This is a genomic window from Erythrobacter westpacificensis, assembly GCF_039542285.1.
Classification (GTDB): Bacteria; Pseudomonadota; Alphaproteobacteria; order Sphingomonadales; family Sphingomonadaceae; genus Alteraurantiacibacter; species Alteraurantiacibacter westpacificensis.
On record NZ_BAABHV010000022.1, the window covers coordinates 15861 to 31304 of the forward strand.

General features: G+C 63.2%; 15 protein-coding genes. 7 read left to right on the forward strand and 8 right to left on the reverse strand.

The annotated features are described in order from the left end of the window. Positions 1 to 3: 3 nt before the first annotated feature. The gene (locus ABFX23_RS15190; RefSeq protein ID WP_253520496.1) at positions 4 to 444 is read left to right on the forward strand and encodes a hypothetical protein; all 441 of its coding nucleotides are present in this window, start codon (positions 4 to 6) and stop codon (positions 442 to 444) included. Positions 445 to 664: 220 nt separating this feature from the next. Then, positions 665 to 1603 carry a DUF2493 domain-containing protein gene (locus ABFX23_RS15195; RefSeq protein ID WP_346033837.1) on the forward strand — a complete coding sequence of 313 codons (939 nt, stop codon included), beginning with the start codon at positions 665 to 667 and terminating at the stop codon, positions 1601 to 1603. 21 nt (positions 1604 to 1624) lie between these two features. On the opposite strand, the gene ABFX23_RS15200 is transcribed toward ABFX23_RS15195, so the two are convergent. Further along, positions 1625 to 1837, reverse strand: a complete 213-nt coding sequence (locus ABFX23_RS15200; RefSeq protein WP_346033838.1) for a DUF3892 domain-containing protein — start codon at positions 1835 to 1837, stop codon at positions 1625 to 1627. Positions 1838 to 1987: 150 nt separating this feature from the next. Between ABFX23_RS15200 and ABFX23_RS15205 the strand changes: the two genes are divergently transcribed. Next, on the forward strand, positions 1988 to 2257 hold the full coding sequence (locus ABFX23_RS15205; protein ID WP_346033839.1) for a hypothetical protein: 270 nt from the start codon (positions 1988 to 1990) through the stop codon (positions 2255 to 2257). Between the two features lie 271 nt (positions 2258 to 2528). Further along, the gene (locus tag ABFX23_RS15210; protein WP_346033840.1) at positions 2529 to 2927 is read left to right on the forward strand and encodes a single-stranded DNA-binding protein; all 399 of its coding nucleotides are present in this window, start codon (positions 2529 to 2531) and stop codon (positions 2925 to 2927) included. Positions 2928 to 2993: 66 nt separating this feature from the next. On the opposite strand, the gene ABFX23_RS15215 is transcribed toward ABFX23_RS15210, so the two are convergent. Continuing rightward, on the reverse strand, positions 2994 to 3260 hold the full coding sequence (locus ABFX23_RS15215; protein ID WP_346033841.1) for a DUF6437 family protein: 267 nt from the start codon (positions 3258 to 3260) through the stop codon (positions 2994 to 2996). Between the two features lie 336 nt (positions 3261 to 3596). Here ABFX23_RS15215 and ABFX23_RS15220 point away from each other — a divergent pair, with 336 nt between their 5' ends. The 3 genes from ABFX23_RS15220 (at position 3597) to ABFX23_RS15230 (ending at position 6782) form a co-directional block, all read left to right on the forward strand. Beyond that, positions 3597 to 3818, forward strand: a complete 222-nt coding sequence (locus ABFX23_RS15220; RefSeq protein WP_346033842.1) for a hypothetical protein — start codon at positions 3597 to 3599, stop codon at positions 3816 to 3818. A 481-nt stretch (positions 3819 to 4299) separates the two neighbouring features. Next, positions 4300 to 5589, forward strand: coding sequence for a tyrosine-type recombinase/integrase (locus ABFX23_RS15225; protein ID WP_346033843.1), 1290 nt, complete (start codon positions 4300 to 4302; stop codon positions 5587 to 5589). Beyond that, the gene (locus tag ABFX23_RS15230; RefSeq protein WP_346033844.1) at positions 5586 to 6782 is read left to right on the forward strand and encodes a tyrosine-type recombinase/integrase; all 1197 of its coding nucleotides are present in this window, start codon (positions 5586 to 5588) and stop codon (positions 6780 to 6782) included. The genes ABFX23_RS15225 and ABFX23_RS15230 overlap by 4 nt, the downstream gene beginning before the upstream one ends. Before the next feature lie 210 nt (positions 6783 to 6992). Here the strand turns inward: ABFX23_RS15230 and ABFX23_RS15235 are convergent, their stop codons facing one another. The 6 genes from ABFX23_RS15235 to ABFX23_RS15260 all read right to left on the reverse strand — a co-directional run bounded on the left by ABFX23_RS15235 (position 6993) and on the right by ABFX23_RS15260 (position 15404). After that, positions 6993 to 7382 (reverse strand): alpha/beta hydrolase, encoded by a 390-nt coding sequence (locus ABFX23_RS15235; protein ID WP_346034036.1) that lies wholly within the window; start codon positions 7380 to 7382, stop codon positions 6993 to 6995. 6 nt (positions 7383 to 7388) lie between these two features. Then, positions 7389 to 8740, reverse strand: a protein-coding gene (locus tag ABFX23_RS15240) for an IS3 family transposase (RefSeq protein WP_346033845.1) whose coding sequence is annotated in 2 segments (ribosomal slippage) — positions 7389 to 8402 and positions 8405 to 8740 — 1350 coding nt in all. Because the reading frame shifts where the segments join, the coding sequence is not laid out codon by codon here. Positions 8741 to 8792: 52 nt separating this feature from the next. Beyond that, positions 8793 to 9743: a patatin-like phospholipase family protein gene (locus tag ABFX23_RS15245; RefSeq protein ID WP_346033846.1), complete on the reverse strand. Its 951-nt coding sequence runs from the start codon at positions 9741 to 9743 to the stop codon at positions 8793 to 8795. Next, positions 9730 to 11217 carry an efflux transporter outer membrane subunit gene (locus tag ABFX23_RS15250; RefSeq protein WP_346033847.1) on the reverse strand — a complete coding sequence of 496 codons (1488 nt, stop codon included), beginning with the start codon at positions 11215 to 11217 and terminating at the stop codon, positions 9730 to 9732. Before ABFX23_RS15250 ends, ABFX23_RS15245 begins: the two co-directional genes overlap by 14 nt. Before the next feature lie 3 nt (positions 11218 to 11220). Continuing rightward, positions 11221 to 14361 (reverse strand): efflux RND transporter permease subunit, encoded by a 3141-nt coding sequence (locus tag ABFX23_RS15255; protein WP_346033848.1) that lies wholly within the window; start codon positions 14359 to 14361, stop codon positions 11221 to 11223. Between the two features lie 2 nt (positions 14362 to 14363). Beyond that, positions 14364 to 15404 carry an efflux RND transporter periplasmic adaptor subunit gene (locus ABFX23_RS15260; protein WP_346033849.1) on the reverse strand — a complete coding sequence of 347 codons (1041 nt, stop codon included), beginning with the start codon at positions 15402 to 15404 and terminating at the stop codon, positions 14364 to 14366. Positions 15405 to 15444: the final 40 nt, after the last annotated feature.

Here is a 15444-nt window from a genome sequence, read left to right on the forward strand (position 1 = left end):
GAGATGGGACGTTCCGTCAGCTACCCGACCGGCTCCGTAGTGGCCTTTCGCCTGCTCGATGACGGCGAAGTGGACGACACCGACTGGGCTTATGAGTGCCTCGTCGACGAAGTCATCGATACTGCGAAGGCGGCCTTTCCTTCCTTCGAGCGCTTCGATGGATGGCGCGGCCGCGAGGACCGCATCCTCCTTCGCAATGCCTTCGCCGATTGCGGCATATCGACCTATTGCGGCCTTGCAGCGATCTGGCTCGCCGAACGCGACGATGCCCAGTACTGGGAGGCCGACTTCTACAACCCACGAACGGCGAGAGCACGGCACTGGCTTGGCCAAGTCTCAGGAAGGTTCATCGACCTGTTTGGTGAGTTGCGCCTCATCGGTCGGCTCTCGAATGGCGAAGCGATCTTCGAGCGCTCCCGATCCACCTGCGATACCGGGTGCTGATCCTGCCTCATCCCTGTCCGCCGGGAGAGGCCCTTGGGCCGGTCGGGGCGAGCCGCAACCTGCGGCCCGTCGGCCCGTGTTGCCCGCGCCAGCCTAGGACCGCAGGTTTCCCGCTGCGCGGTGCGTCACGCCCCCTTTTCCCGGCCCTGATCGGGCTCCGGCGGACTGGGCCGAGGCAATGGTGCCTCCTCTCCTTGTCCCCGCGATCAGGAGACACCCCATGTACGACAGCTTCATCGACCAGTTGAGCGGCCTCGATCTCTCAGGCCTGAGCATCAGGCCGGCCCCCTTCAACGAGACCGACTTTCCCTGCGAGGACGCGATCGAGCAGACGCTTGGCGCCGTATGGTCCGACCTCTTCGCGATGTTTTCCGACACAGCCCTGGAAGCCGATGCCGAGGATATTGCCTGGGGCATGGTCAATCTGTTCCACCGCGCAGCCAGCCGCAAGTCGGCTCAACTTGATCGGGCCAGCGACGAGATCCGGGTCCTCCTCGCATCAGCCGACGGGTCCGAAGTGCATTCGAGCAATCTTGAAGAGCAGGTTGAGCGCGCGCAGGCTGCCGAAGCCAGCATGCTTGCCTTTGAGCAGATGCGCGAGGCGGCGGCAGCACTTTACCGCGACGAGACCGGCTCCTCTTGGAAGCCCGTTTCGGGCTCGCGCACGAGCCATTCGCGCCACTTCACATCGGCCGTGATCGATGCCCGCGATTTCCTCCGCGCACGTGCCGAGAACAGGCGTCACGCCCTGATACCGGAAGGAACTCCGGTCCTCTTCGCCGGTGGTCGCCAGAGCTTCGAGAGCACCGAGGATGCGAAGCGATATGCCGACAATATCTGGGCAACGCTGGACAAGGTTCGCGATGCGGTTCCCGATCTCTTCCTGGTCCATGGCGGTGACGGCAAGGGAGCCGATCGCCTGGCAGCGAGTTGGGCTGAACGCCGCGAAGTGCAGCAACTGACCTACTCGCTTGATCGTCGGCTTGGTGCCCGCGCCGCGTTCAAGCGCAACGAGCAAATGCTCTCCCTCAATCCGCGCTACGTTGTCGCCTTCCCGGGGAATGGCGTGACCGAGCGGCTCGTGATCGATGCCAAGGCACGCCGGATCACCGTGGTCGATCGCCGCGGTCCGTTGGGTGCATCCCCAAAGGGCGGCTAACGCCGCTTTGTGGCCAGCCGTTTATTTGCCGCGATTGACGTTGTCGCTCTTGGAACGGTCAGGATTGTCGCGGGCATATTCCCGATCGTTGATCTTCACGACATGAGCGCCGGGGTGCTCGCCGCGCTTGATTTCCGCTACGATATTTCGGCGCGGCACGTTCTTGCGTGACCCGACGTCATAGTGCTCGTTCCGGCCTCTGGGGCCGTCGTTCTTTCCTCTGATTTTCGTCATCCCGATCTTCCTTCAGCGCCCCACCCTTGAGGGTGCATTCTTCAAGATGGGTCTGGTTAGATAAGGATCAATTCCCTGAATTGTTGAAGAGATTGGGTGTTGCTCCTCAAGCACATGTGCATTTGCCCGTCACCGTACTATCCTTTGCGAATGCAACTTGACGATCTGCTGCAGCGCTACTTTGCCACCACCGACCTTTCCAGGGTTGCTCCCGACACCTTTGCAGCCGGCATCGAGCACTGCCGGGTCGATCTCGGCCTTGAAGAGGACCGGGGCAAGCGCTTTGCACTGTGGTCGTTCCTGCACATGTTCGGGTCCGCCCCCGATCTCGATGTGGCGTTCGAGAACGAGGAAGACCGGGAAGCGGCCCGCAACTTCATGGATCTCCTGGCGGCATCGGAAGGCGAAGGCGAAGCCTGATTGCAAGCGCCGGTCACGGCACCTTCAGACCCGCACCCGATACCCATCCGGCTTTCTTCGCGAACAGTCCTGAATCAGGTCAGCTGAGGACAGCAACCCGTTCCTTTCCGGCCGTGTTGTCGCGCTTCGCGCGCCTGCCCGCACCACCCGTCATGAACAGGTTTCCCTTGGAGCTTCGCTCCTGCGGTGCAGTCCTCCCATGCCCTGCTTCTTAGGCAAGTTCGCAAGCCGGAGATGGTCTCCGGTTTGAGGAACTTAAGGAACTTTCATCATGACCAATATCGCAATCCTCACTGGCCGCATCGCCCGCGATCCCGACACCCGCGAGACCAAGGGCGGCACCAACGTCACCGGGATCACCGTCGTCACCGATCGCCCCGCGCGCGACAAGGACGGCAAGACCTACAAGGACGAGAACGGCTACACCGCCAAGGAAAGCGAGTTCCACCGGGTGACCTGCTTCAACGGCCTCGCCAAGACCGTCGGGCAGTACTGCTCAAAGGGCCAGCTGGTCAGCGTCCAGGGCCGCATTCACTACACCCAGTGGGAGGACAAGGATGGAGTCACGCGCTACGGCACCGAGATCCTCGCCGACAAGGTCGACTTCCTCTCCCGCGGCAGTGGTTCGAGCGACGACAACGACAACACCGACGCTCCCGAGATCGACTGACGTCCATCATCATCGATCCCTACCTGAGGGGCGCTGTCCAGACCGGACAGCGCCCTTCTTCCTGTTCTAGCCGGACGATGCCTGGGGCTCGCGAGCAGGGGCAGGGCGGGCTCCTTCCAGCCGCCGCAGGCTCTCCTCTTCGCCCAGCTTGCCGAGCAGTTCGCCAGCCGTCCTGATGCCCTTCTTCGAGAAGGTCTCAATACCTGTGCCGAGAAGCATCTGGCCCAGTTCAATGGCCGCCTTCTCTTCCAATTCACGCTGGCGCTGGTCGAGCGCTTCCCGGTCGGCTTCCAGTTTCTTCAATGCGGCAATCGCGCTTCGTTGCGACGGCATATGGGGGTCCTTTCAATAATCCCCTTGTGGTGGCAGCCCGCACGCATCCTGCCCCGGATCCAGGCATGTAGGAAAATGGAATCTGACCTCGCGCCTTTAGGAAAGGTGAGAGGGTCCTGGCTCACGGAACTCCCATGCTGACGGGAATGCAACCACCGCGTCAAGGACGGCGGGGCCCCACGATTTTGCCTCCCCTTCGCTGACGCTACGGTCCGACAAAACCGTTACCCCCACCGCCGCTGGCGCGGTCGCCCATGCGGGCGATCCTGTGACCCGGCGGCCGCATCCCCGTCCTTGGACCTCCTGTCGGCTTCCCGGCACAATCAGGAGGATATCATGGCTACACTTGCAACGGTTCAGACCACTTCGAACAGCTACTTCGAGGCACTTGCCACGGCCGAACGGCGGGCATTGCACAGCTTCTTCGACCAGCACGTGATCGAAGACGACGATCTGGGCTACTTCGCACTCGACGAGGGTGACTACAACGCCCTGCCGGCACACCTGGCACACCGGGTAGTGCACACGGTCCACGGAGGGCTCCTCGACGAATATTGAAACGCGCAAAGAGGGCGGGGCCGGCAACGGTTCCCGCCCTTTTTTCATGCTCGCCCCTTTTGGCAACGGTCCGAGAAATTGAGCGGGGCTGTGGACGCGCTCTGTCCCGCGCAGCTATCGCTGCGCTCCTGAGGGCGCGGCCTGATTTGTTTCTGGGCCCCGCACGCACTTGCGCACCGGAACCGGGTCGGACCAGCGCGCGCGGCAGGACCGACAGACCCCGTTCCTGCCGCTCCACACGTGGTCCTTGGCCGGTCCCTTTTGCGCAGGTGCGACCCCTTGTTGGGAATGGAGACAGGGACAGATCGTTCGCGAACATGGGCCAGTTCCAAGGGTTGCTCACGCTCCCTCGGTAAGGGTAGTCAGTGACCCATGAGACAGAACGCCTAGGGTCACTGGTCACCACCTGCGCAATTGGGGACGAGATGCACACCGTACGCAGTAGCACTGCTGTGTTTTGGGAAAAAATGCAATAAAATCAGTGTGTGAAGCGCTCAAGGTGCTCGGCAGAGAGGGCGCTGTTGAATGCTGCCCGGTCCCCGCAAATGACGGTATTTCCAAGGGTTCTGGGGGCAGTTTGCATGAGGGCGAATGCCATATGGTCCCCAAACGCCGAAGGTCTGCCCATAGAGCACTTCTCGATGGCAATTTTGCCCGCCGCAAGCTGCCGCTGCGCGAACGCGAATACTGCATCTGGGACACTGAGCTTGCGGGCTTCGGGCTGCGCGTAAGGCCGAGCGGCAACTACTTCTGGTTCGTGCGCTTGCGCCATCGCGGCAAGCATCGGCGCATCACCCTTGGCCGGACCGACGAGCTTGAGGCGGGGCTGGCAAGGGCGCAAGCTCGCCGCATTCTTGCGGAAGCCGCGCTTGATGGTTTGCCCAAACGCGCAGTGGTCAAGGCCACCCCGACGATGACCGACTTTGTTGAGGCCTATTGGGATGATCTATCCCGCGTCTGGAAGCCCTCGACCACCAAACGAAATTGGGATGCGTGGCGGCTCGATATCAAGCCTACGTTTGGCGACACGCGCGTGGCGGACATCCTCCCACCAGACATCCACCGCTGGCGCGATGGCTGCGCGGGAGAGAGCGAGGTAAAGTTCAACCGCGCCGTGCCCGTGTTGTCCGCGCTGTTCAAATATGCCGAAGCGCTCAAGATGCGTCGGCCAGGTTCGAACCCCTGCCGAGGGATGCCACGATACAAGCGGCAAAGCGTTGAGCGTTATTTGACACCAGCCGAGTATCGCCGGATCGGAGCGGCATTGCGTGAGGCTGAGGCGGACCGACCGGCAGAGGTCGCAATCGCTCGCCTGCTCTTGTTCACTGGCGCGCGCGTGGGCGAGATCACGAACCTGCGCTGGGAGTGGGTGAAGCCGCCCCGATTTGTGCTGCCGGACAGCAAGACCGGTCCCAAGGTGATCTGGCTCAATTCGCAGTCGCAGGACATCCTTGCGGGGATCGAGAGGCGCGACGACAGCGATCTTGTGTTTCCGAACCGGACCGGAAAACGCCCACTGAACTTTGATACTTGGTGGTACAAATTCCGGCGGCAGTGCGCTTTGCCCGACGTTCGTATCCATGATCTGCGGCACAGCTTCGCTTCAACAGCGATCATGGACAACGTGCCGCTATCGACCATTGGCAAGCTGCTTGGCCACAAGCTGGTCGAAACGACCGCAAAATATGCACACCTGTCCGACGAAGTGATCGGCGAAGCCGCTGAGCGGGTTTCCGGCTCGCTGGCGGAGGCGATTGGTCTCAGGCCATGACTGCCGCCAGTCTCAAGAAGATCGTCGAAGAGGCGCTTGCCGACGTCGGGGCAACCGTCAACTTCAAGCTCGTTCCCAAAGGCAAGGCGCGGACCACGACCTGGCTTGGTGTCGAACACGGCTTTGGTATCCGGCACTATCCGAGCGGTCGCAACGTCTACATCGTCCAGACCCGCATGGCAGGCCGCATGCGCACGGTCACAATCGGACCTGCATCGGTCCTCACGCGCTATCAGGCGCAAATGGTTGCGCGCCGGGTCATCGCATACGCGCAGGTAGGTCGCGATCCGGCGACTGAGCGCCAGCGCATCCGGTCAGCGCCGAGCTTCGCCGACTTCGTGACCGAGTATTGGGATCGCTGGGCACCACGCTGGAAAGCATCGACCCTGGAAACCCACACCGGCTATCGTCGCCGCTATCTCGATGACGCCTTCGCTGGCGTCTACATCGACGAACTGAACGAGGGCCACGTCGCGAGCTGGTTTGCGGACCTCAACAATCGCACCGGACCGGGAGCATCGAACCGGACATTCGAAATCCTCAAGCACATGCTCAACAAGGCGGAGGAATGGGGCTACCGGCTCGAGAACACCAATCCGTGCCGCTCAATTCGGCCCAACCGCAAGCGCCAATGCGAGCGCTTCCTCACCAACGAGGAACTCGCCCGTTTGGGGTTCGAGCTTGCAAAACTTCGCACATCGGATGATCGCACCAAACAGTGTGCGGGTGCAGCCCTCACGCTCCTACTGCTGACAGGTTGCCGGAAGAGCGAAATCCTCACGCTCGAATGGACCGACATCAAGGGCAACCGGCTGCACTTGCGCGACAGCAAGACCGGACCACGAACGGTTTGGCTTGGCTCGGCAGCCCGCGAAGTGATCGCTGCGCTCCCGCGCTACGAGAGGATCCCATATCCGTTCTGGAATTACAGCTACCGCAAGCCGCTTCGCTGCGTGGATGGTTTCTGGCGCAGGCTCAGAGCCGAGGCAGGGCTACCCGGCGTTCGCATCCATGACCTGCGCCATACCTTTGCCAGCCATGCGGCGATGAACAAGGAAACCCTGCCGATGATCGGGCGTCTGCTCGGTCATGCCAATGTTCAGACCACCGCCCGGTATGCTCACCTCGATGACGGTCATCTGATAGAGGCCGTGCAGCAGATTGGTGATGCACTTGAGGGCTTACTGAATTGAGCAAGCCGGATAATGCCTGCAACCACGGACTGGCTGCGTGGCAGATGGAGTGCATAGTCGGAAGGTCCGCTTCGCGCCCTCATTTCAGCCATTGCCGTTCGTTTGGCGGATTACCAAAAGCAGACATATAGCCGAGCGCAATTTCGAAACTTCGAGGCGATCTTAGCTGCCGCATCATCGTAGCGGTTTAATTTCGGGCATTCCGCAGCCTCACGCCGGATTTTTTACCGAAAGTTGACGGAGAATGAATTGTGAGGCCTCATCTAGGGCTTTCTTAGCTTCGCGCGTAGGACCTACGGGCCAGACGTGCATCATTTCCGCGTAACGCCGATGATCGATTGCCGGGTTCTTGGCTTTGAGCCGCAGAGCATCGGAATCAAGAATCTCGCGGTCTCCGCTAAACACCATGGTTGGCGCAAGTCCCTCTTGGTTGGCGAAAAGGGGGCTGACGCGAGGATCGTTGGGTGGGATGTCTTTTGCCCACATGTTAGCCATGTGCTCTAGCAGCTTGAGTGAAAGTGCAGGGTCACGTTGTCCGTCGTCAGCACATTTGGCACAACTCGCGGCGTAGATCAGCGGAGTGTGGGCCTCGTCTTGGATTGATGTTTAGGCGGCGAGCTTGCGGTGTTGCAAGCGCCGATGTTCGAGTGTCTTTCGCTTGATCCTTTCTCTTCGTTTGATGATGGCGGCAGCCCTGCCGAAGTAGGCATCGGCGGGTGTGACGTTGTCGAGGCCCTCGTGGTAGCGCTGGTGGTTGTAATGCTCGACGAAGGCCTTGATCTGCTGTTCGAGATCGCCCGGCAGGAAGTAATTCTCCAACAGCACACGGTTTTTGAGCGTCTGATGCCAGCGCTCGATCTTGCCTTGGGTCTGTGGGTGGAAGGGTGCGCCGCGCACGTGGCTCATCTTGTTGGCGTCGATGTATTCGGCCAACTCGCTCGCGATGTAGCTGGGGCCATTGTCGCTGAGCAGGCGGGGCCTGTGCAGCACATTGGCGTGGTCGCAGCCTGAGGCTGCCAGTGCCATATCGAGCGTGTCAGTGACGTCCTCGGCTCGCATGGTGGTGCAGAGCTTCCATGCAATGATGTAGCGCGAGTAATCGTCGAGCACGGTCGAGAGATAGACCCAGCCCCATCCTATGATCTTGAAGTAGGTAAAGTCGGTCTGCCACATCTCGTTGGGGCGGGAGGTTTGTGTGTGGAACGTATCTGCCGCCTTGATCACGGTGTAGGCCGGGCTGGTGATCAGATCATGAGCCTTGAGCAGCCGGTAAACCGTAGCTTCGGACACGAAGTAGCGCCGCTCGTCGGTGAAGCGCACCGCCAGTTCTCGCGGGGACAGCTCGGTCTGTTCCAGCGCCATCTCGACGATCTGCTGCTGGACATCCTCGCCGATGCGGTTCCACGCCCGGCTCGGCCCGGATGGTCGGTCTGCCAGCGCCTCGGGACCACCTTCAAGGTAACGATCATACCAGCGGTAGAAGGTGCGCCGTGCCACGCCGAGCTGGTCCAGCGTGCGTTTGGCGGGCAGGTGCGACTGCTCGACGATCCGGATTATCTCCAGCTTCTCGGATGCAGGGTATCTCATTCGTCGTCTCCCCCATCCGCGATCATGCTTTTTTTGAGCAGGCGGTTCTCCAGGGTGAGGTCGGCCACGCATTCCTTGAGATCGCGAGCTTCTCGCCGCAGGTCCTTCACCTCGTCCGTGGTCGCAGCACGCGCAGTGTCACCAGCCAGACGGCGCTTGCCGGCCTCCATGAACTCCTTGGACCAGGTGTAATACAGGCTCTGTGCGATCCCTTCACGGCGGCACAGCTCGGCAATGGAGTCATCGCCGCGCAGCCCATCGAGCACGATCCTGATCTTGTCTTCAGCAGAGAAGTGCCGACGGGTCTTGCGGCGGATGTCCTTTACGACCTGCTCGGCAGGCTTTTTGGAGCTTGAGGATTTGGGCTTCATCTTCGTTCCTTCGTCACTACGACGAAGCCCAAATCCTCCTTAAATCACAACCTCAAATCTGTGCCATAGGTGCTGACGGGGGACACTCGCCTGCCATCTTGCCGTTCACAAGCAGGTAGAGTTCGATGGGAGATTGGCTCTCCTGCAACGCCTGATCGTTGGTCACCGGCGGAGCGGCCATCAGAGTGGCGATGGCGCCGCCATCGACATGGAGTTCGCTGATGCGCTCTCCATGCGCTTCCATCTCGATCAGCACCGGGGGGAACTGTACCGGGACCGAGCTGCTGGCGAGCAGGATGCGCCGGAACAGGGCATAGCGACCGGGCGCATCGTCCGCCGCGATCGCGCCCATGTCCCAGATCGCATTGCCGGGGCGGTCGAGGCTGACGGTGCCGACGAACAAGCGCCGGCCCTCGCGATGCTCTTCGCCGACCGCGTCGATCACCGCATCGGTGGCGAAGCGGGCGATCAGTGCCTCGAGCGGCCCGGTCGTCGCGACGCTGGTCGAGAACGGGATCGCCAGCGCGAAGCGGTCCTTGTAGATGTCGTCGGGCGTGATCTCGGTATAGGCGCGTTTCAGCTCGTCGTCGTAGTCCGGCCCGAGCAGCGCGAAGGGGGCGATGAGCGCCCCGGTGCTGACTCCAGTGACCACAGCAAATTCAGGTCGCTCGCCGGTTTGCGACCATCCGTTGAGGAAGCCCGCGCCATAGGCCCCGTCATCCCCACCGCCCGACAGCGCGAGCACGCGCAGCGGCTCGCCCGGCGGTGGCTGGGGGATCGAGATCTGTGTCAACAGGTTTGGGGAATTGGCCCAATAGCGGATTTGCGGCGAATCCGGCGCGTGCGCGGCTTCGATTTGCGCGGCCACGAACGGTTGCCGGTCGAAGCTCGCACAACCGCCAAGCAGCAATGCGGGGCCGAGCACTCCCAGGACGAGCGTTCGCACCAGGTCGATGGCCTGTCCCGGCACCCTGGCCAAGCGGATTTCTTTACGGGTTCGCATCGCCATCCTTCTCGGAAATCTCTGGGGGGTCAGCCTCCGGCGCGTTCCAGCTTCCGCCGAGCGCGAGATTGAGCGTGACGAACTGCTCGCGTTCCATGCGCTCGATCGTCGCCAGATCGCTGCGCGCCGCGATTGCCTGCTGCCGGATCTGAAGCACATCGAGCAGGCTGCTTTCGCCGACCCTGTACCGCAGATCCTCTATCCTGAGCGCTTCCTCGATCTCGCGCACGCGGATGGCGGCCGCGTCCCGGCGGCGGCGAAGCACCACGCCGCTGTCGAGCGCGGTTTCCACCTCTTCGAAAGCGGCCAACGCGGCGCCGGCATATTGCGCGATCGCCGCGCGCAGTTCGGCATCGGCAACGTCTTCGCCGGCAGCCAGCGCGCCGCCCTGGTAGATCGGCGCCGCGACATTGCCACCAATGCTGAACAGTGTCGCGGTAGGATCGAAGATGTTTTCGAGGGCGTCCGACACCGCGCCCGCCAACCCCGTGAGCGACAGGCGCGGGAGGCGCGCCTTGCCGGCCTGGTCCTCGGCATGCAGTGCGGCGGCGACGCGCCGCTCGGCCGCGACCAGATCAGGCCGCCGCTCGAGCAGCGTCGAAGGCAGCCCGGCGGGCGGCGGCGTTGGCATGGGCGGCAAGTCGATTCCCGAGGCGAACTCGGCCGCGGGATAGCGCCCGACCAGCAGTTCGAGCGCACGGATCGCCTCGCGTCGCGCGCCCTGTGCCCGTGCGAGAGCCTCGCGCGCCTGTTCGAGATTGGCGCGGATCAGTGCCAGATCGCCATCCATCGCGACGCCCTCGCGGACCTGCAGACCCACCAGGCGATGCAGATGTTCGAGCGTATCAACCGCCTCTTCGGCCAGCGCCACCTGCCGCGCGGCCTCGATCGAGACCAGATAGGCGCGCGCCACGCCCGCGGCGATCGATTGCCGGGCCGCAAGATAATCGGCCCGAGCCGCATCTTCGTTCTCGAGCGCGGCATACCAGCCATCGCTGATCCTGCCCCACAGGTCAATTTCCCAACTCGCCTGCGCCAGTCCCAGAAAGCTGGTGCTGTCATATTCGATGCTGGACGGCACCGGCAGTCCGGCCTGCCCGCCGATTTCGATATCGTCGATCTCGATATGGCTGCGCGAACCCAGGCCGACCGCCTGAACGGCCGGACGCAGGCCGGAACGCGCCTGACGGGCAAGTGCTGCGGCGCGCTGGACCTGCGCCGCGGCGGCCTGAAGATCACTGTTCTTCTCCTGCGCTTCGGCCACGAGCGCGGCGAGGCGCGGGTCGCCGAAGGCGGCGACCCATCCGTCCGCGACCGGCCCTGCCGCGTCGGCGACTGCCTGCCAGCGTTCCGGCAAAGGCGGCAACGCGGCGCGGGCGGGGCCTACGGCGCCATCGCCGATTCTGTCGGGATGGGAGCAGCCCGACACCAGCATCAGGCCGAGCAACATGGCGGTGAGAGGGACGATGCGCATGGTTCAACTTGCCCCCTGTGGCTCGGCTGCGGTCTCGTCAGGGCCGACCTTGAAGAAGATTGCATAGAGGACCGGCACCACGAACAGGGTCAGCACCGTCCCGAAGGTCAGCCCGAAGGCGAGGACCACGGCCATCGCCTTGAAGAAGGCATCGAACAGCAGCGGGATGACGCCGAGCACCGTGGTCAGCGAACTCAGGATGACCGGGCGCGCGCGATCATAGGCCGCCTCAATGATGGCATCGAAACGCGGTTTGCCCTCGCCGATCTCGATATCCATCTGATCGACCAGCACGATTGCGTTCTTGATGAGCAGGCCCGACAGCGAGAGCACGCCGAGAATGGCGATGAACTCCATCGCGATGCCGGTGATGAGCAGGCCGATGGTTACGCCGATGATCGCCAGCGGCACGATCATGAAGATGATCACCGGCTGGCGCACTGCGTTGAACAGCACAATCACCACCAGCACCATGCCGATGACGCCGAGCGGGACCACGCCGACCAGCGAATCGATCGCCTCGGTGCTGGTACCTTCCTGGCCGTCCCATTCGAAATCGTAACCCGCCGGAAGCTCGATCGCCTCGACATCCTCGCGCACGCGCTCAAGCAGGCGGTTGGCGGTTTCGCCCGGTGCGGGATCGGCCTGGGCGTTGATGGTCCAGCGCTGGTCGATGCGCTGGATCTGCGAATGGCGCCAGCGCGTCTCGAACCCGTCGATCACCTCCTGCAGCGGCAGCGATACGCCGGTGGCGCTGAACACCTGGATTGCTTCCATGTTCTGCGCGTCGCGCGTTTCGCTTTCGGGCGAGCGGGCGATGATCGGAATCAGGTCGTCTCCCTCGCGGAAGACGCCTATCGGACGGCCCGCGAACGTGCCCTGCAAGGCCTCGGCCACGTCCTCGCGGCTGACGCCCAAGCGGCGCGCGCGCGATTCCGAATAGAGCGGGTGGATAACGGGTACCTGCTCGCGCCAGTCGTCCTTTACCAGGATGGCTGCGTCGTCCTCGGCGAACACATCCTTGGCCTGCTGCGCCAGGCCCTGCAGAACCGCCGGGTCTGGCCCTGAAAACTGCGCCTCGATCTTCGAGCCGCCACCCGGCCCCAGTTCGAACAGCCAGACCTTGGTGCGCGCTTCGGGGGCGTTCTTTTGCAAATAGGCATGCACATCGGCCTGCAGCCGCTCGAGCGTCGAGGCGTCCTCAACCCGCAGGATCATCTGGCCGAAGGAGGATGTCGGCGCCTCGGGCTGATAGACCAGCTTGTAGCGCAAGGTGCCCGCGCCAACGATGGTCTGAACGTCGGTAACGCCGTCCATCTTCGCCAGATCCTGCTCGATCTCTTCAAGATCGCTGCTGGTGCGCTCGATATCGGTGCCCGCCGGGAGCCAGTAATCGACCATCAGATGCGGCGTGGTGGAGGCCGGGAAGAAGCCCTGTTCCACGAACGCGAAACCCACGAGGGAGACGGCGAACAACCCCCCGGTCAGGCCCATGGTGCGCCAGCGATGGCGCAGCGCGCGCGCGAGCCATTCGCGATAGGCGGTGCCGATCCGGCCGGCTTCGCGCTGCGGGGCGGCCGCGTCCTCGAAACCGTCGTGGCCTGCATCGAATTCCGTCTCCCGATCAGTGCCGGAAGCGGCAGCATCCTCCTCCTTCTCGAACAACCAGTTGGCGAGAAAAGGCGCCACGGTGATCGCGAAGAACCACGAGAACATGAGCGAGATCATCACCACCCAGAACAGGTGATTGGTGTATTCGGCGACCTGTCCGGGGGCGAGGCCGATGGGCGCGAAAGCGATGATGCCGACCAGCGTGCCGCCCAGCAGCGGCCACAGCATCTGCCCGACGATGGCGCGCGCCGCCTCCAGCCTGCTCTTTCCCTGCTGGATGCCGACGAGCATCCCCTCGACAACGACGATGGCGTTGTCCACCATCATCCCCAGCGCAATGATCAGCGCGCCGAGGGAAATGCGGTGCATCGGTATCCCGCCGGCATTCATCCCGGCCAGCGTCGCCGCCACAGTGAGCATGAGCACGGCGCCGATGACCACGGCCGAGCGCCAGCCCATGAAGATCAGCAGCGTGACCACCACGATGACGAGCGCCGTCGCGACATTGATCACGAAATCGCCGATGGCCTCCGACACCACCTTGCCTTGGTGGTAGAATTCATGGATCTCGATGCCGATCGGGCGGTCGCTCTCGGTCGCGCGCAGCTTGGCTTCGATCGCCTCGCCGACCTCGACCACATTTGTGCCGGTCGCATTCGAGATGCCCATGCCCACCGCGGGCCTGCCATTGTAGCGCAGGATCTGCATCGGCGGGTCGACATAGCCGCGAGTGACGCGGGCGAGATCGCCGAGCCTCACGACCGCGCCTTCCTGGCCGGTCATCACCGGCAGTTCGCGCAATTCCTCGACCGAATCGATCTCGCCCGTGGGCACGATTTCCAGCCGCTGGTCGCCGATGCGCACGCTGCCCGCCGCGATGACGGAATTCTGCCGCGCGAGATCCTGATAGACGCTCTGCACCGACAGGCCGAGCGCGGCGACCCGCTCGCGCACGATCTCGACATAGAAGGCTTCGCGCTGCTCGCCCGACAGCACGACCTTGCCCACGCCCTCGACACCGCTCAGGTCGGTGCGCAGGCTCTCGGCATAATCGTAAAGTTCAGCGGGCGAATAGCCATCGGCGGTGAGGATGTAGAAGATGCCGTAGACATCGCCAAAATCGTCGGCGACGATCGAGGGCCCGGCACCCGGCGGAAGCAGGCGGGCGGCATCGGCCACGCGGTTGCGCAGCTTGGTCCACACGATCTGGAGCTGTTCCTTGTTGCGCCCGAACTCGTACTTGATCTCCACCTCGATGCGCGACTGGCCCGCCTCGGAGGTCGAGACGATCTCCTTCACCTCCTGCATCTGCCCGATCTCGCGCTCGAGCCGCTGGGTGACCTCGGTGGCGACCTCTATCGGCGATCCGCCGGGATAGGGTGTTACCACGACAGCGCGGCGGATGGTGAACTCGGGATCCTCGAAGCGCGGCAGCGACCCATAGGCCGCCATCCCGGCAACGATCGTCCCGAAGATGACGAGCAGGATGAGCAGGCGATTCCTGATCGAGAAGACGGCGGGATTGAACGACATGCTCAGTCCCGCTCGTAGGGGCGGACTTTCATCCCCTCTTCGAGATTGGCCACGCCAGCAGCCACTATCAGGTCTCCGCGGCCGATGCCGGCAGTCACAGGCAGCATTCCGCCTGCTCCCTTGCCTACGGTGACGCGGCGCAGCGCGATGGCTCCGGTCCTGCGGTCCACGCGCCAGACGAATGTCTTTTCGTCACGCGCAACGATCGCTTCCAGTGGCACAGCCGGCGTCTCGGCATCATCGGTATCGAGTTCGACATGCAATGTTCCCGTCATGCCCGGCAGGATCAGCGCGCCGGAAGGCGGATCGAACAGGAACGTCGCCTCGTAGGTGAGCGACTGACGTGTGGCGTCGGTGGCGAACGAGCCTAACCGGGCCGCGAACCGCCTGTCGGGAAGACTGTCGAGCGCGATCGCCGCGTTGATCGGGACCCGCTGGTCGGTATTGGCAACGATGGACGAGGGAACCTGGACCACCGCCTTGGCGGAACCGGCGGTCTGTAAGGTCACGACCGGCTGCTGCGGCGAGACATATTCGAACGGCTCGGTCAACCGCCTGGCCACGCGGCCCGAAAAGGGCGCCCGCAAGACGGTCTTCTCCAGCTGCTCGCGCGCATTGTCGAGTTCGGCTCGCGCCGTGTCGCGCTGCGTTTCGCGCTGAACGTGCACTGCCCGCGGAATCGCGCCTTCGCCGACCAGCGCATCGGCGCGGCGGAATGCATCCTGTGCCGCCTCGTACTGTTCGCGCGCCTGGACCAGCTGGTTGCGCGCGATGGTCTGGTCGAGCTGCGCGATCACCGTTCCGGCCCTGACGAAATCGCCCTGGTCCACCGTCAGGCGGACGATCTTGCCCGGCACGTCGAAGGTTAAATCCGAAGATGTGCTTGCCTCGATGATCGCGGGAAACTCGTAAGTCCTCGCCTGACCGCCTGCCGCCACGGTGTAGAGTTTGACCGGACGCCGATCGGCCTCCTCCGGAACGGGTGCGTTGTCGCAACCTGCGATCAGATATGTGAAAATGAGCGAAACGAATAAGCGCAGCATGAAGGGTTCGGGCCTGAAAATGGCTCGGCGCGAATCAGAC

Excerpts from the sequence above, each read along its gene's own strand:
- ABFX23_RS15255 (WP_346033848.1), bottom strand. The coding sequence starts at position 14,361 with ATGTCGTTCAATCCCGCCGTCTTCTCGATCAGGAATCGCCTGCTCATC.
- ABFX23_RS15215 (WP_346033841.1), bottom strand. The coding sequence starts at position 3,260 with ATGCCGTCGCAACGAAGCGCGATTGCCGCATTGAAGAAACTGGAAGCC.
- ABFX23_RS15195 (WP_346033837.1), top strand. The coding sequence starts at position 665 with ATGTACGACAGCTTCATCGACCAGTTGAGCGGCCTCGATCTCTCAGGC.
- ABFX23_RS15220 (WP_346033842.1), top strand. The coding sequence starts at position 3,597 with ATGGCTACACTTGCAACGGTTCAGACCACTTCGAACAGCTACTTCGAG.
- ABFX23_RS15230 (WP_346033844.1), top strand. The coding sequence starts at position 5,586 with ATGACTGCCGCCAGTCTCAAGAAGATCGTCGAAGAGGCGCTTGCCGAC.
- ABFX23_RS15245 (WP_346033846.1), bottom strand. The coding sequence starts at position 9,743 with ATGCGAACCCGTAAAGAAATCCGCTTGGCCAGGGTGCCGGGACAGGCC.
- ABFX23_RS15260 (WP_346033849.1), bottom strand. The coding sequence starts at position 15,404 with ATGCTGCGCTTATTCGTTTCGCTCATTTTCACATATCTGATCGCAGGT.
- ABFX23_RS15200 (WP_346033838.1), bottom strand. The coding sequence starts at position 1,837 with ATGACGAAAATCAGAGGAAAGAACGACGGCCCCAGAGGCCGGAACGAG.
- ABFX23_RS15190 (WP_253520496.1), top strand. The coding sequence starts at position 4 with ATGGGACGTTCCGTCAGCTACCCGACCGGCTCCGTAGTGGCCTTTCGC.
- ABFX23_RS15250 (WP_346033847.1), bottom strand. The coding sequence starts at position 11,217 with ATGCGCATCGTCCCTCTCACCGCCATGTTGCTCGGCCTGATGCTGGTG.
- ABFX23_RS15210 (WP_346033840.1), top strand. The coding sequence starts at position 2,529 with ATGACCAATATCGCAATCCTCACTGGCCGCATCGCCCGCGATCCCGAC.
- ABFX23_RS15205 (WP_346033839.1), top strand. The coding sequence starts at position 1,988 with ATGCAACTTGACGATCTGCTGCAGCGCTACTTTGCCACCACCGACCTT.